Annotated in this window: 16 protein-coding genes; 12 read left to right on the forward strand and 4 right to left on the reverse strand. The window is 53.8% G+C overall.

Annotated features, from left to right (window positions below; translation table 11 throughout):
* Positions 1-76: 76 nt before the first annotated feature.
* The 5 genes from dnaJ (at position 77) to JW499_RS10345 (ending at position 3,898) form a co-directional block, all read left to right on the forward strand.
* A complete protein-coding gene (gene dnaJ / locus JW499_RS10325; protein ID WP_205210519.1) occupies positions 77-1,219 on the forward strand; it encodes a molecular chaperone DnaJ in 1,143 nt (380 codons plus the stop codon).
* Between the two features lie 49 nt (positions 1,220-1,268).
* Positions 1,269-2,072: a serine O-acetyltransferase gene (gene cysE / locus JW499_RS10330; protein WP_091355120.1), complete on the forward strand. Its 804-nt coding sequence runs from the start codon at positions 1,269-1,271 to the stop codon at positions 2,070-2,072.
* 55 nt (positions 2,073-2,127) lie between these two features.
* Positions 2,128-2,934 (forward strand): 4-hydroxy-tetrahydrodipicolinate reductase, encoded by an 807-nt coding sequence (gene dapB, locus JW499_RS10335; RefSeq protein ID WP_205210520.1) that lies wholly within the window; start codon positions 2,128-2,130, stop codon positions 2,932-2,934.
* A gap of 186 nt (positions 2,935-3,120) precedes the next feature.
* On the forward strand, positions 3,121-3,510 hold the full coding sequence (locus tag JW499_RS10340) for a DUF3461 family protein (RefSeq protein ID WP_091355123.1): 390 nt from the start codon (positions 3,121-3,123) through the stop codon (positions 3,508-3,510).
* Between the two features lie 76 nt (positions 3,511-3,586).
* Positions 3,587-3,898 (forward strand): YqfO family protein, encoded by a 312-nt coding sequence (locus JW499_RS10345; protein WP_205210521.1) that lies wholly within the window; start codon positions 3,587-3,589, stop codon positions 3,896-3,898.
* 274 nt (positions 3,899-4,172) lie between these two features.
* On the opposite strand, the gene JW499_RS10350 is transcribed toward JW499_RS10345, so the two are convergent.
* The 3 genes from JW499_RS10350 to JW499_RS10360 form a co-directional block, all read right to left on the reverse strand.
* Positions 4,173-4,781, reverse strand: a complete 609-nt coding sequence (locus JW499_RS10350) for a MarC family protein (RefSeq protein ID WP_091355126.1) — start codon at positions 4,779-4,781, stop codon at positions 4,173-4,175.
* Positions 4,782-4,894: 113 nt separating this feature from the next.
* Entirely contained in the window at positions 4,895-5,056 is a 162-nt protein-coding gene (locus JW499_RS10355; RefSeq protein WP_091355128.1) for a YqaE/Pmp3 family membrane protein, read from the reverse strand.
* Between the two features lie 23 nt (positions 5,057-5,079).
* Positions 5,080-5,637 (reverse strand): NUDIX hydrolase, encoded by a 558-nt coding sequence (locus JW499_RS10360; protein ID WP_205210522.1) that lies wholly within the window; start codon positions 5,635-5,637, stop codon positions 5,080-5,082.
* Positions 5,638-5,919: 282 nt separating this feature from the next.
* Between JW499_RS10360 and JW499_RS10365 the strand changes: the two genes are divergently transcribed.
* Genes JW499_RS10365 through JW499_RS10390 form a run of 6 tightly spaced genes read left to right on the forward strand, consistent with a single transcriptional unit; the run spans position 5,920 to position 10,206 of the window.
* Positions 5,920-6,711 (forward strand): hypothetical protein, encoded by a 792-nt coding sequence (locus JW499_RS10365; protein ID WP_205210523.1) that lies wholly within the window; start codon positions 5,920-5,922, stop codon positions 6,709-6,711.
* A complete protein-coding gene (locus JW499_RS10370) occupies positions 6,708-7,751 on the forward strand; it encodes a 4Fe-4S binding protein (RefSeq protein WP_205210524.1) in 1,044 nt (347 codons plus the stop codon). Before JW499_RS10365 ends, JW499_RS10370 begins: the two co-directional genes overlap by 4 nt.
* Positions 7,748-8,473, forward strand: coding sequence for a sulfite exporter TauE/SafE family protein (locus JW499_RS10375; RefSeq protein ID WP_205210525.1), 726 nt, complete (start codon positions 7,748-7,750; stop codon positions 8,471-8,473). Before JW499_RS10370 ends, JW499_RS10375 begins: the two co-directional genes overlap by 4 nt.
* 2 nt (positions 8,474-8,475) lie before the next feature.
* Positions 8,476-9,087, forward strand: a complete 612-nt coding sequence (locus tag JW499_RS10380; RefSeq protein WP_205210526.1) for a MotA/TolQ/ExbB proton channel family protein — start codon at positions 8,476-8,478, stop codon at positions 9,085-9,087.
* Positions 9,077-9,478 carry an ExbD/TolR family protein gene (locus tag JW499_RS10385; RefSeq protein WP_205210527.1) on the forward strand — a complete coding sequence of 134 codons (402 nt, stop codon included), beginning with the start codon at positions 9,077-9,079 and terminating at the stop codon, positions 9,476-9,478. The genes JW499_RS10380 and JW499_RS10385 overlap by 11 nt, the downstream gene beginning before the upstream one ends.
* Positions 9,475-10,206: an energy transducer TonB gene (locus JW499_RS10390; RefSeq protein ID WP_205210528.1), complete on the forward strand. Its 732-nt coding sequence runs from the start codon at positions 9,475-9,477 to the stop codon at positions 10,204-10,206. The genes JW499_RS10385 and JW499_RS10390 overlap by 4 nt, the downstream gene beginning before the upstream one ends.
* Positions 10,207-10,244: 38 nt before the next feature.
* Here JW499_RS10390 and JW499_RS10395 read toward each other — a convergent pair whose 3' ends face one another.
* Positions 10,245-12,029, reverse strand: a complete 1,785-nt coding sequence (locus JW499_RS10395; RefSeq protein ID WP_205210529.1) for a sigma 54-interacting transcriptional regulator — start codon at positions 12,027-12,029, stop codon at positions 10,245-10,247.
* A 284-nt stretch (positions 12,030-12,313) separates the two neighbouring features.
* On the opposite strand from JW499_RS10395, the gene JW499_RS10400 reads away from it, so the two are divergent.
* A complete protein-coding gene (locus tag JW499_RS10400) occupies positions 12,314-13,795 on the forward strand; it encodes a benzaldehyde dehydrogenase (RefSeq protein ID WP_332874425.1) in 1,482 nt (493 codons plus the stop codon).
* The last annotated feature ends 35 nt before the right edge of the window (positions 13,796-13,830 follow it).

The raw sequence follows: 13,830 nt of genomic DNA on the forward strand, positions 1-13,830 counted from the left end.
GCGGGCCGGTCCCGCGTTGTCCTGTTTTTATTCTCAGCTGATTTAAGTATTAGTTAACCGGATTGCGATACAGATTATGTCGAAGAAAGATTTTTACGATGTGTTAGGCGTTTCCAGAGACGCTTCTGACCGGGATATTAAAAAGGCGTTTCGTCGGATGGCGATGAAATACCACCCGGACCGTAATCCAGACGACAAAGCGGCCGAAGACGCCTTTAAAGAGGTGAATGAGGCTTACGAAGTTTTGTCGGATAGTCAAAAGAAAGCGGCGTATGACCAGTATGGACATGCGGGTGTCGATCAGAACGGCATGGGTGGCCATGGCGGATTTGGCGGCGGCGCTGGAGGCTTTGGTGATATCTTTGGTGACGTGTTTGGCGATATTTTTGGCCAGCAGGGGCACGGAGGCGGTCGTCGCAGCCATGTTCAACGCGGTGCTGATCTGCGTTACACCATGGATCTCAGTCTGGAAGAGGCGGTAAGAGGGTGCGAAAAAACCATCTCTGTACCGACACTGGTACCCTGTGAGGTGTGTGATGGTAGTGGCGCTAAACCAGGCACCAGCGCAAAAACCTGTGGTACCTGTGGTGGTATTGGTCAGGTGCGGATGCAGCAGGGATTCTTCTCGGTACAGCAAACCTGCCCAACCTGTCATGGTGAGGGGCAGGTTGTCTCCGACCCTTGTACCAGCTGTCATGGCCAGGGACGTAAGCAGCAAACCAAAAAACTGTCTGTCAAAATCCCTGCGGGGGTTGATACCGGTGACCGTATTCGTCTGTCGGGTGAAGGTGAAGCGGGCAGTCATGGTGGTCCATCCGGTGATCTGTTTGTTCAGGTTAATGTCCGGGATCATGCGATCTTTGAACGGGATGGCAAACATCTCTATTGTGAAGTTCCGATCAGCTTTATCGATGCGGCACTGGGGGGCGAGCTTGAAGTCCCGACACTGGAGTCCCGTGTTAAACTGAAGATTCCCGCTGAAACTCAGACCGGCAAACTGTTCCGTCTGCGAGGCAAAGGGATTAAACCGGTCCGTGGCGGAGCCGTGGGCGATCTGCTGGTACGGGTAATCGTTGAAACACCAGTGAATCTGAGCGGTAAGCAGAAAGAGCTGTTGCGTGAATTTGAAGCTGCGATGGATGACCGGCAGAAACATCACGGGCCGAAGAAACATGGTTTCTTTGACAGCGTGAAGAAATTTTTCGAGGATATGACCTGATATTCTCAGGGGGCTGCCCGGCAGCCCCTGCGACTTTTTGGAGTCTTACATGAGTGATTTTCCCACTCAACCGAAAGAACTGTGGCAACTGATTCAACAGGAAGCCCGGGAGGAGATGGCCAGAGAGCCGTTTCTGGCAAGTTTCTTTCACAGCACCATTATTCGTCACCACAGCCTGTGCGAAGCGGTGAGTTATCTGTTGGCTAATAAACTCTCAGATGAAGTCATGGCCGCTATCACGATGCGCGAGCTGATCGAAGAGGCGCTCGGGGGAGACCCTGCTATTCTGGAATGTATCTGTCAGGACATCAGCGCAGTACGCACGCGCGATCCGGCGGTTGCCAGTTTCACCACTGTCCTTCTCTACCTGAAGGGCTTTCATGCCCTGCAGGCATACCGTATTGCACACTGGATGTGGCAGCAGGGGCGTCATTCGATGGCGCTGTACCTGCAGAGCCGTGTCAGTGAAGTGTTTCAGGTGGATATCCATCCTGCGGCACAGATCGGTTGTGGTGTGATGTTTGATCACGCGACCGGTATTGTGGTTGGCGAAACCTGCGTGATTGAAAATGACGTCTCTATTCTCCAGTCCGTGACGCTCGGTGGTACAGGAAAGCAGACCGGTGATCGCCATCCTAAGATTCGTGAAGGGGTGATGATTGCCGCCGGCGCGAAGATCTTCGGTAATATCGAAGTGGGTGCCGGGGCGAAAGTCGGTGGTGGTTCAGTGGTGCTGGAAGATGTTCCGCCCCATACGACCGTGGTTGGTGTGCCGGCAAAGATTGTGGGTCGCCCTGAGTGCGAAAAGCCCGCGTTTGATATGGATCAGAGCGTTAGTCAGCAGAAAGAGTAATGAATTAAATGACCGGCTGACGTAGATCAGCCAGTCGTCTGACCAGGTATTCAGAATGATAAGAGTTGCAGTAACCGGCGCCGCCGGGCGTATGGGAAAAACGAATATTGAAGCGATTCAGGCTGCTGAGGATGTTACCCTCGGTGCCGCCATTGTCGAACCAACCAGCAGTCTTATCGGTGCTGATGCCGGTGAGGTTGCCGGCGTTGGCAAACTGGGAGTAAAGCTTGTCGGCGCACTTGATGAGGTCATCGATGACTTCGATGTGCTGATTGATTTTACCGCCCCTCAGGCAACCCTGGCCAATCTTGCGCTGTGTGCGGTCAAAGGCAAAGCGATGGTGATCGGCACCACAGGACTGAGTGAAGCGGAACGCGCTGAGCTGAAGAGCTTTGGTGAGGTGATGCCTCTGGTGTTCGCTTCTAATATGAGTGTGGGTGTCAACCTCTGCTTTAAGCTCCTGGCTGAGGCCGCGAAAGCGCTGGGAGATGATTATGATGTTGAGATTATTGAAGCGCATCATCATCATAAGGTCGACTCCCCATCAGGTACTGCGCTGAGTATGGGAGAGGTGGTTGCCGATGCATTAGGCCGGGATCTGCGTCAGTGTGCGGTGTATGGTCGTGAAGGCCAGGTGGGTGCCCGTACTAAGGATGAGATCGGTTTTGTCACCATTCGTGCCGGTGATGTGGTTGGCGATCACACCGTGCTGTTTGCGACCGAAGGTGAGCGGATTGAGATCACCCACAAGGCGAGTTCCCGGATGACCTTTGCCAAAGGCGCTGTGCGGGCTGCTGGCTGGCTGGCGGGTAAAGCGAACGGTTTATACGATATGCAGGATGTGCTCAGCCTGCGTGACTGATACCGGTTTGCGGCCGGAAAATACCGTCAGATGAATCAGCTGTGGCAGCCGGTTCAGATGGCGGTTTTTTTATTTTTAATGAATGATTAACTAAATATCCCATAATGGGGCAGACCCTGCCCCACAGAGTAGTATTTTTAATCTATATTTGATGGGATGACAGCGAACGGCTTATGGAGTGACCAGATGTCTGCCAAAAAATTTGCGACCCTGAAAGAGATGGGATTTGAAGATCCCCATGAAATTGAGAAATATACCACCCGTACAGAGAATGATATCGATGTACTGAAGGTCTATCTGCATCGTCATCATGGCGAATGGATGACCAAGAGTAAGAAGTTTAAGTTTAAGCGGCGCCATACCAATGTTTCGGTCGAGGGGGGGCTGGTGCCCTATCGTGCCAGTACCGAGCCTTCGCCCTATTATCTGAAAGCGGTTGCTGAGCTTGAGCAACTGGTGGTGGAAGAGAAATCGGTAAAAGATAAGAAGCAGCATCTGCTGGAGGAACTGGAACACCTGGAGAAGGTGGTGACCCGGAAAGTGGAAGATCTGCGCCGGCAGATTGAAGAGCTGTAAACGGCAATTGATATAACGATAAACGGCTGGTGAGCAATCACTGGCCGTTTTTTTTATCCGTGGGAGTGATGGAGAGATGTATAAACTGGCGTTCTTTGTACCGCAAGACAACCTGGAAGAGGTTAAGCAGGCACTGTTTGCGGTGGGGGCAGGCAGGATCGGCGACTATGACTGTTGCTGTTGGCAGGTAAAGGGGCTCGGTCAGTTCCGCCCGCTGGCGGGAAGTAACCCGCATATCGGCCGTCAGAATTTGCTGCAGCAGGTGGAGGAGTGGAAGGTTGAGCTGGTGTGTGAAGATCAGCTTATCCAGGCCGCAGTGAGTGCCCTGAAGCAGGCCCATCCCTATGAGGAAGTCGCTTACGATGTCTGGCAACTGAGTGATTTATAATTTTGTTTATAACTCTGAGTGTTATAAACATAATCTGTTGATAAGGGTGTTAATTAAGTATGGGTAACCGCTTAGCTTTATAAGTAACATATTGTTATTTATGATATAAATTGTTTTGTGTTAATTCTGAGCAGGTTATTAACTGAGCAGCAGAGAGCAGGAAAAATAAGTCACAAAAACTGTGGATATCATTGTGGATTAAGTATGGGTATCACTGGGGTAAGCGACGCAGACCCCGTGGCTGTGGGGATCTGCGCTATTGGTGTAATAACGCTCAGTGACTGATGCGGTTCATAAAGCCGGTAATGCCCGTCAGAACAATCTCTGATGCCATGGCTGCGAGAATCAGGCCGGTAATCTTGCTGAGAATATTCAGCCCTGTTTTGCCCAGCAAGCGCTCCACCCGGGTTGCGGCATGCAATAATATCAACAGACAGATCAGCGCCATAAACATGCCACTGAGTCCCAGGATAACCTCTATACCGTGCAGCTCTGAACCATATACCAGAATCGCACCGATGGTGGCGGGACCTATAATGGTGGGGATCGCCAGCGGTACAACCGAGGCATCCTCTCTGGGACCTCCAGGCACCTGAGCGTTGGTGCGTATGCCATCCTTAACCAGACTGATGGCGGACAGAAACAGCAGTATCCCGGCACCAATGCGGAAAGAGTCGATCGTGATGCCCAACAGCTCAAACAGTGGTGAACCGAAGAAAAACAGAATCAGTGACGCCAGGGCCGCCGCCAGGACCGCTTTATTGGCAGTGCTGCGTCGCTCTGCCGGGGTGTCACTACGGGTCAGAGAGAGGAACATAGACACCACAAAGAAGGGTGCGAAAAGGACGAAAAATTTAATCCAGGTGGTGATTAATAAAGTCATAGGTGGTTCTCATGATCCGCGCAGGATAAGCGCAGTTAAATAAAAAACGGCCTTATGGGCCGTTATTCATAGCTGTTGCCGTGGGGTGAAAACACGGCAGGACAGGGAAGTGGTTATTTTAACACCAGCCAGAGGGCATGCAGAATACCTGGAAGGTAAAAAAACAGACAGAGCACAATATTGATAACCAGTTGCAGGCCTGCTCCGGTTTTCATAAATACTGCGATGGGGGGCAGTAATATAGCAAGAATAATAAGAATCAGTTTGTTATCCATCCTAAGCTCCTTTGTCTTAATGATTAAGACTTATCGACATATTGTCCGGGCGGTGTTTTCAGATCGACGTGATGCAGGGGAAACTCCCCTGTTCTGCGGTCTTCAAAATAAAATCGCAAAGCGTTTCTGATGGTCTGAAATGCCAGCTCATCCCAGGGCACGTTGTCTTCAGTAAACAGCTTTACATCGGTCGTCTCATCTCCAGCAGAGAAATTCAGGTCGTCCAGTTGCGCCAGATAGATCAGTTGTACCTGGCTGACCGGTACGATAGAGGTCAGGGTGTAGAGTTGTAAATCGCTGACCCGGGCGTTGGCTTCTTCAAGGGTTTCTCTGGCGGCAGCCTGGCGGGTTGATTCTCCGTTCTCCATAAAACCGGCGGGTAGTGTCCAGTAACCGACCCGGGGCTCTATGGCACGTTTACACAACAGCACCTTATCCTCATATACCGGCAGACACCCAGCGATGATTTTGGGGTTCAGATAGTGAATTTCGCCACACTCATTGCAGATATGCCGGGGACGATTATCGCCTGCGGGTATTTCGAATCGAACGGTCGATCCGCACAGATTGCAGTAGTTCATAGCGTGTCCTTCGGTACTCTTACTGGTCCGTAAATCGATTAAGTGGAGTGGGCTTAACTGGTTAGCACTTACTTTAATCTAATAGTTGCCGTTGGCTCAAATATTCAATTCATTATCGGTTAATTATTTTCTGCAATTGTCTGACGGTGAGTAAGGGCCCCTGCTGAATTTGTCTATGCGTCGAATTGTCTCATGCGTCATTAGGTCACATCCCCGGCGGCCAAACTCTGGTTAAGATCAGGGGGTTAATATCAGCGGGTTTATTTCACCGGGAAAAGCAGGATGCGAGCACTCATCGTTTTTGTGTTATGGATGCCAGCCTTTATGGTTCAGGCAGATCTCTATTGGCAGCCCGTGCCAGGCAAGGGCGGCGCTCATGGCGGCGCAGCAAAGATGTTTAAACTGGCTGAGCAGACCCCGGATGCGAAACGCACGGTAGCGCTGCTGCACTCCGACCTGCAACGCAATCCGCTGGAGGTTGAGAAGGGCATTTATCGGGTAAAGGGTAGCGGCAAAAACAACTACCATGCATTGGTAGCCCGGGAAGAGGGAAGCGACTATCGGCATCTGGCGGTGCGTTATCTTTACTTCAACGGAAAGCCTGTGGACGGTTCCCCCTCGGATCTGCTGGCCGAATCACTGGGGGAGCTGGAGATTGTTCCAGATCCTCTGCCCCGTGAACACTGGCGATATACCAGTGATAAACCCTACCGTTTTATGGTGCAGTTTAAGGGACAGCCTCTGCCTGAACAGCCGGTACTGGTGATGACTGAAACAGGCAGTACAGAGATTCTGCACAGCGACAGCGATGGCGTGCTGAAGCTTGTTATCCCTGATGATTTTGCCACGGTTGTTCCGGGCGCCCGGAAAAATCCGCCAGGCGAGCTGCGAATATTCAGTGAGGTTGACCGCGAAGGGATCAACTATCAGAGCTCTCTGAGTATGAGTTATTACGTTAACCCTACCCATTGGAAAAGTGCCAGCCTGGGAGCGATGGCCGCCCTTGGCGGGTTGCTGTTCGGACTATGGCTGAACCGTCGTTTGCCGATTCATAGCCGGAGGAAGAAAAGATGATTGCAAATCTGACCCTGGTGCGCCGGTCTGTTCAGTTACTGATGTTTGTGTTTCTGGTGTATGGCTCGGTGGTGATCGGTTTCTATGCCGCCGATAAAATTTCCGGGGCGCTGCCCGCCCTGAGTTGTGCTTACGATTCGATGAATGCCGACTACTGTGCGCTGATTCCATTACAGCATCAACTGCACCACCGCCTGGGAGCCGCGGCAGATGCAGGGAACTGGTTTATGTTTCTGATGCCTTTCCTGACCACCGTAGGTACTTTCCTGCTGTTGTTTGTTTTCCTCAATAAAGCCTTTTGTGGCTGGGTTTGTCCGCTGGGCTTTTTTCAGGAAGTGATGCAGCTGATCGGTCAGAAGCTTGGGGTGCGTCGGGTAGATAGCCTGACTCATGGAGCCGTGGATAAGATCCGGCCGGTGAAATGGCTGATGCTGGGAGGCTTGGTATTGGTTCTGCCGGCACTGACCAGTCTGGGATTTCTCAGTGATGAGTGGGGCGATCCGTTTTGTCAGATCTGCCCCAGCCGGATTATGACCACCCTGCTGACCGGCTCAAATGAGCAGCTGTTTGTCGATACCTCCAGTCCCAGCTATATGGCCCTTTCCATCACCGGCGATTTTCTCTTTGGTTTGATGGTGGCGCTGGCGTTGACGATGCGACAACCGTTCTGCCGTATCTGTCCAATGCTGGCGCTGCACGCCGTCTTCAGAAAAGTGGGGTTAGCCCGTCTGGTGAAGCAGGGCAGCTCCCGTTGCGAAAAATGTGGTCTGTGCGCTGAGGCATGCCCGATGGATATCCGCGAACTGCAGAGTGAATTTAATGCGGTTGCCAGGCCAAAGGATATTACTCTGGCTGATTGTACCCTGTGTGGCCGCTGCGTTGAGTTTTGTCCCGATAAGGATGTATTGCAGTTACGCTATCTTAATGTGCCAGTGTTCAGTTCCAGCCCGGCGTATTTTAAACGGCGCAAGAAAGCTCAGACACAGTGGGACAGCGTTAAGCTGATCGGCTTTAGCAACGTGGAAAAAGAGAAAGTATGAGTGTTGAACTACTGGGATTGGAACTGACTGCAGCGGTATTGACCGCCTTTCTGATCGGTCTCAGTTTTGGTAGCGGCCCCTGTAATATCAGCTGTCTGCCCTATCTGGGGCCGGTACTGCTGGGCCCGGCGGCGCAACAACCGTTTCATGCAGTTTTGCTGCCGTTTATGAGCGGCAGGCTCGCCGGGTATCTGCTGTTGGGAACTCTCGCAGCGGCTAGTGGCAGTGTGCTGCAACACTATCTGAAACATCCGTTACTGCCCTGGGTCATCGCCGGGGTGACTTTCTGGCTGGCATTGCGGATGTTGTTTCAGAGTCGTAAACCCGTCTGTTCGGTTGCTGTGCCGCAGAGTGACGGGCGACAAACGAGTGATCAGCGCTCCTCCGCTGTCAGGCTGATCGCCACGGATGCTGTGGCGACGGAAAAGAATCGTTTGCAGCTGGCCTTACTGGGGTTCTCGCTGGCGTTGAACCCCTGTGTGCCGCTGTTGGGGTTGCTGGCTGCTGCAGCACAGAGTGCAGACCCTTTGTGGGGGGCTTCGGTGGCGCTGAGTTTTGGTTTGGGGGCTATCGTTATTCCCACTCTGCTGGTGCGCTACGGTTTTGCTTTGCTGGGGCAGGAGTTGCAGCGGCAACTGGCAACGTGGCAGCAGGCCCTGACCCGCACCGGCGCTGTTATGTTGATATTAGTCGCGGTGAATACCGCTTTAAGGGGCGTTTAACTATGCTGTGGATTGAAAAGGGTGGTCCGGTTATCTGGATTCTGATCGCGTATTCTGTGCTTGGGTTGACGATTATTGCCAGTCGCTATCTGCAACTTCTGTGTACCCGTCGAAGTGATCTGACTGTTTCGCCGCAAAGATGGCATGTGGGTGCAGAGAAAAGAATTGTTGATCAGTTACGCTCTGTGTTGCGGTTACAGGGTCATAGCCCTGAGTTGCGTGCCACCGCGGCCCATCTGATTCAGGCCGAGATGAAGCCTTTTGAGTCGGGGCTGAAAACCGTTGCGGTCTTGGCCAATACGGCCCCTCTGCTGGGGCTGCTGGGGACGATAACCGGGATGATCAAGGCGTTCCAGGTGATTGAGGATGCCGGTGGTAAAGTGGATGCGATGGCGCTGGCAGGGGGGATCTGGGAAGCGATGCTCACCACCGGTGTGGGGTTGTCCGTGGCGATACCGCTGTTGATTTTGCTGCACTTTCTGGAGTCTGCTTTAGGCCGTTATCACTGGCATCTGCATCAGGCGGCGGTGCTGGTGCTGAATCGCTCTGAGAGCGTTGATATTGCAGGCGATGAGGAGCTGGAAGAGTGGGAGAGCGTTGCGGATGTCCTATAAATCCCCTGCCCATAGTCTGATTACGCTCAACCTGACACCACTGATCGATATTGTATTTTTGCTGCTGGTGTTCTTTATGCTGACCGCTCATTTTGTGGATGAAAAACAGATAGAACTGACGCTCCCGGAAGCGTCCAGTGCTGAGGAGGTTAAAGACGCGGAGCCGGTGGTGGTGATGATCGATGCAGCGGGCACTTTCTATATCAATTCAGAAGTGGTTCATGGGCAACTGCTGGAGCAGCGTCTGCAACGGCTGTTCAGTGATAACCCTGACCGTCTGCTGCGGGTTAAAGCGGATAGTCAGGTCTCTTTTAACCGGGTGGTGAAGCTGCTGGATGCCGCCCGGTTGCTACACATTAATAACCTTGAAATCGCTACCCGGGAAGAATGAGTCTGAAACCTGAGCCTCCTCGCCGTGCTGGCGGTTTTCTGTTAGCGGGTTTGATACTGTCCGGTGGGGTGCACGGTGTTATCTGGCAGCAATTACAACAGCCGGAGTTGAGTGTTGCTGCGGCCCTGCCCATCAGTTATCAGCCGGTAACGTTAGCCGCTGCGGTGCCCCAGCCAGCAGCCTCTGAACCTCAGCCTCAGGAAACAGTCCCGCCTGTAGAGCCCAGGCCAGAACCTAAGCCCAAGCCCAAGCCCAAGCCGAAGCCGAAGCCGAAGCCAGAACCGAAGCCAGAACCGAAGCCAGAACCAAAGCCAGAACCGAAGCCAGAACCGAAGCCAGAACCGAAGCCAGAACCTGCCCCCCGGTCTGAGCCACATAAAGAGCAGCCCGCGGTGCCCATAAATAACCCGGTTAGCAGCATGCAACCGGTCTCTCCGGTGATCAGTGCTGAGCAGCAACATCAGCGTTTTCTGGCCTTGCTGGTACAGCGTATCGACCAGCATAAGCGTTACCCCAGGCGGGCACAGTCCCGGGGTATTGAGGGGCGGGTGAGTTTCAAACTATCACTGGATAGCCATGGGGCACTGGAGAATTTTGAATGGCTGGAGGGTAACCGGCTGTTTTATAAGGCAACACTGGATGCGATTAAACGATCACTGCCGCTGCCCCTGTCGGAGGGGCAGGGGGCATTCAGTTATCGATTGGCACTGGACTATAAGCTGCTGTAGTTGGGGTGTAGTTGAGGATAACCGAAGAAAGGGGCAGGTTAGCCGGACTCCTGATTGCTCTCATTGATCTTTTTCATACGGTAAGCCAGTCGCGAGCGGGTTAGCCCCAAGAGTCGTGCGGCCGCTGACAAATTGCCGTCTGCCTGAGCGACCGCCTCGCTGACTAACCGGGCTTCCAGTTTATCGAGTGACGGGCCGACAGCGTTAGCCGGGGCGAAACGGCGAAACTGTTCCAGCGCCGACTCTTGGCTTTCCGGACTTAATTCGCCCTCGCTACTGATAGTGAAGAGCAACGCCCGGGTGGTTTCCTCATCCCGGAACAGGTGGGACAGGTCGATGAGTGAATGATCCTCGGCGGCGATCACCCCTCGTTCAACCAGGTTCTGCAGCTCACGAATATTGCCGGGAAAGCGGTAGTTAAGCAGTGCCCGCATCGCTTTCAGGGTAAAGCCACGTATGCTCCGCCCATGTAGCAGGTTGTAGTGTTCAAGAAAGTGGGACAGCAACAGCGGAATATCGTCACGTCGTTCCCGCAAGGGGGGGAGCAGTATAGGGAAGACATTCAGGCGGAAAAACAGATCCTCGCGGAACTCCCCTTTGGTGACCGCATCCCTCAGTTCGACGTTGGTGGCGGCGACCACCCGGACATCGACGCTGATCAGACTGGTGCCACCGACCCGTTCCAACACTCCCTCCTGTAGCACCCGAAGCAGTTTGCCCTGGGAGCTGGGGCTGAGTGTGCCGATCTCATCGAGAAACAGGGTGCCGCCGTGGGCGCGCTCGAAACGCCCTGGGCGGGATGTTGTCGCTCCGGTAAAAGCCCCCCGGTCGACACCGAACAGTTCTGACTCGATCAGGGTGTCGGGAATAGCCGCGCAGTTTATAGCGATAAAAGGTTCATCTTTACGGCTGCCGATCTCATGCAGCATACGGGCAAACAGCTCTTTACCCACCCCCGATTCACCGGTAAACAATACCGTGGCCCGGGTGCTGGCGACCCGTTTGAGCATATGACAGGCGGCGATAAAGGCGGATGAAATGCCGATTAACTGTCGATCACCCAGAGCCGGCAGGTCAGTACCTGGCACCGGCAGCGGTGCCGCCGCCGGAAGATTACCTGCGCTTAAACCGGCATTATTCTGACTGACAAAATCTTCAGCACTCAGATAACGCAGATCCTCTTCGACATCGCCCCACAGCTCTACAGTCCTGCCGATCACCCGGCAGGTGGCATGGCCCATTGAGCGGCACTCGACCTCGCGGAATACGGTCAGTCGTCCCAGCAGGGTGGTGACGTAACCCATGGCATAACCCAGTTGCATCCAGCACGCCGGTTCGGTACCGATACCATAGGCGGCGATATGTTCATCATCCTCACTGGAGTGGTGCCAGAGAAACTCGCCATCATAGGTTCCCTGGTGGGGATCGAACTCAAAATGGATGGTTTCCACCTGCACCACCCCCTCCAGAGAGTGCAGTTGCGTGCCAGCAAAGAAGATCGCTTCCGGATCGGCATCGGGCCAGCGTTCGCGCACCAGTTGCGCATCCCGGACACCGGAGCTGTAGCCTGAACGGGTCAGCAGTCCCCGTGCCCGCTCAATCCCCAGTCGTTCAATCAGTTCACGGCGCAGACTGCCCAGCGATGAGTTGTGCATCAGCACCATCCGCTGGCCATCCAGCCAGATACGTCCGTCTTTGGGGGAGAAGTGCAGATATTCAGACAGCTGGCCAAAATTCAGGCCTGAATCTTCAGTGAGATTATCGCTGTCACCTGCGGGCAGCTCGTGAGTTTGTGGCAAACCGTTCGGATCAGGGATGGGCATCGGCTTTACTCATGCTTATTGTAATTTTTAACAAAAATATTAAGTCGTTTTTCTGTGGTTAACAATCTTATCAATTGTTGAGTGGGCAAATAATTTTTGTGCGCTGCAATTAGCTAAAAAAAATTGTTCTGTGAAAACCTTCTCTTTTTAACTGTTCAGTCGATGTTGCGCTGCAATAAACAGTGTTGTGGTGACATCTGGCACAGCGGTTGCTCTATCAGATTAACAATAAAAAAAGTCCATCCCATCTGTATTGGGGCGGACAACACGCTGGAGGTTCTATTGTGTCAATTGTAGAAGGTGATGCAGGTCTGTTGGATTCATCCCTCTGGGAGGGGCGGATATTCGATGGTAGCTGGAAGGTCGCACAGGGAGGCAGTATCGTCGTCACTGAACCGGCCACCGGGGAAGCACTGACCCGTACCGGTCTGGGCGATGCTTCAGATATCGCCATTGCGGCGCGAAATGCTGCTGAAGCTCAGGCTGAGTGGGTGAAAATGTCCTGTCGTGAACGGGCAGATATCTTTTTTCGTGCGGCTGAGGCTCTGCAACAGGATTTCAGTGCCGCAAAAGACTGGATTGCCCGGGAAACCGGCGGCATCTTTGCCAAGGGCGAGCATGAGGTGCGCGAGGCGGTGGTGATTCTGCGCCGTTCTGCAGCGATGCTGCTTGATCCGGATCATGGCCTGGTGCTGCCTTCGGCGTCGGGCACCCTATCTTATGCCAAGCGCCAACCCTTAGGGGTTATCGGTGTAATCTCTCCGTTTAATTTCCCGCTGATACTGTCTATTCGGGCCGTCGCCCCGGCGTTGGCAGCGGGAAATGCTGTGGTGCTCAAGCCTGACCCGCGTACGCCGGTCAGTGGCGGTTTTATCATTGCCCGGGCGCTTGAACAGGGAGGGCTGCCAAAAGGCCTTCTGCACGTGATTCCTGGGGGGGCGGATGCCGGTGAAGCGCTGTGTACCGATCCCCATGTGCGCATGATCGCCTTTACCGGATCCACTCAGGTCGGCCGCAGAATCGGTGAGCTGGCCGGTCGCCATCTGAAAAAAGTGATGCTGGAGCTGGGGGGGAAAAGCCCGCTGATCATCACCGAGGATGTCGATCTTGATCTGGCAGCCAGCAATGCAGCCTGGGGCGCCTGGTTCCATCAGGGGCAGATCTGCATGGCATCGGGACGCATCATTGTTCATGAAGCGATTGCAGCGCAACTGACAGAACGGCTGGTGGCTAAAGCCGCTCACCTGCCTTTTGGCAATCCAACCGATGGTAACGTGGCCATGGGACCGATTATCAACCGTGCTCAGCTGGAGCGGGTTGACGCCATCGTCAAAGAGAGCGTGGCTGCCGGAGCGATCCTGGAAGCGGGTGGCGAGTCCGAAGGCCCCTATTATCAGCCGACCGTTCTGTCGGGCGTTAAACCGGGGATGCGCGCCTATAGCGAGGAGTTCTTCGGGCCGGTTGCCAGCATCATTACCTATCGCGACGATGAGGAAGCGATCCGTATCGCCAATGATACTGAGTATGGTCTGGCCGCCGCGGTGATCTGTCGCTCAGTCGGTCGGGCGACAGCGATCGGCGAGCGTCTGCACGCCGGCATGGTGCATATCAATGATCAGACCGTGAATGATGAGTGCATCAATCCCTTTGGTGGTCGCGGCGCTTCCGGCAATGGTGGCAGCATCGGCGGACCGGCTGACTGGGATGAGTTCTGCCAGTGGCAATGGGTCACCGTGAAAGATACCCCGCCGGCCTATCCGTTCTGAGGTGTTCTGATCGATTAACCAGTATTTTTTGCAGC

Source organism: Amphritea pacifica, from assembly GCF_016924145.1.
GTDB lineage: Bacteria > Pseudomonadota > Gammaproteobacteria > Pseudomonadales > Balneatricaceae > Amphritea > Amphritea pacifica.

Excerpts from the sequence above, each read along its gene's own strand:
- JW499_RS10350 (WP_091355126.1), bottom strand. The coding sequence starts at position 4,781 with ATGACTTTATTAATCACCACCTGGATTAAATTTTTCGTCCTTTTCGCA.
- JW499_RS10380 (WP_205210526.1), top strand. The coding sequence starts at position 8,476 with ATGCTGTGGATTGAAAAGGGTGGTCCGGTTATCTGGATTCTGATCGCG.
- cysE (WP_091355120.1), top strand. The coding sequence starts at position 1,269 with ATGAGTGATTTTCCCACTCAACCGAAAGAACTGTGGCAACTGATTCAA.
- JW499_RS10365 (WP_205210523.1), top strand. The coding sequence starts at position 5,920 with ATGCGAGCACTCATCGTTTTTGTGTTATGGATGCCAGCCTTTATGGTT.
- JW499_RS10390 (WP_205210528.1), top strand. The coding sequence starts at position 9,475 with ATGAGTCTGAAACCTGAGCCTCCTCGCCGTGCTGGCGGTTTTCTGTTA.
- JW499_RS10385 (WP_205210527.1), top strand. The coding sequence starts at position 9,077 with ATGTCCTATAAATCCCCTGCCCATAGTCTGATTACGCTCAACCTGACA.
- JW499_RS10355 (WP_091355128.1), bottom strand. The coding sequence starts at position 5,056 with ATGGATAACAAACTGATTCTTATTATTCTTGCTATATTACTGCCCCCC.
- JW499_RS10360 (WP_205210522.1), bottom strand. The coding sequence starts at position 5,637 with ATGAACTACTGCAATCTGTGCGGATCGACCGTTCGATTCGAAATACCC.
- JW499_RS10395 (WP_205210529.1), bottom strand. The coding sequence starts at position 12,029 with ATGCCCATCCCTGATCCGAACGGTTTGCCACAAACTCACGAGCTGCCC.
- dnaJ (WP_205210519.1), top strand. The coding sequence starts at position 77 with ATGTCGAAGAAAGATTTTTACGATGTGTTAGGCGTTTCCAGAGACGCT.
- JW499_RS10375 (WP_205210525.1), top strand. The coding sequence starts at position 7,748 with ATGAGTGTTGAACTACTGGGATTGGAACTGACTGCAGCGGTATTGACC.
- JW499_RS10340 (WP_091355123.1), top strand. The coding sequence starts at position 3,121 with ATGTCTGCCAAAAAATTTGCGACCCTGAAAGAGATGGGATTTGAAGAT.
- dapB (WP_205210520.1), top strand. The coding sequence starts at position 2,128 with ATGATAAGAGTTGCAGTAACCGGCGCCGCCGGGCGTATGGGAAAAACG.
- JW499_RS10370 (WP_205210524.1), top strand. The coding sequence starts at position 6,708 with ATGATTGCAAATCTGACCCTGGTGCGCCGGTCTGTTCAGTTACTGATG.
- JW499_RS10345 (WP_205210521.1), top strand. The coding sequence starts at position 3,587 with ATGTATAAACTGGCGTTCTTTGTACCGCAAGACAACCTGGAAGAGGTT.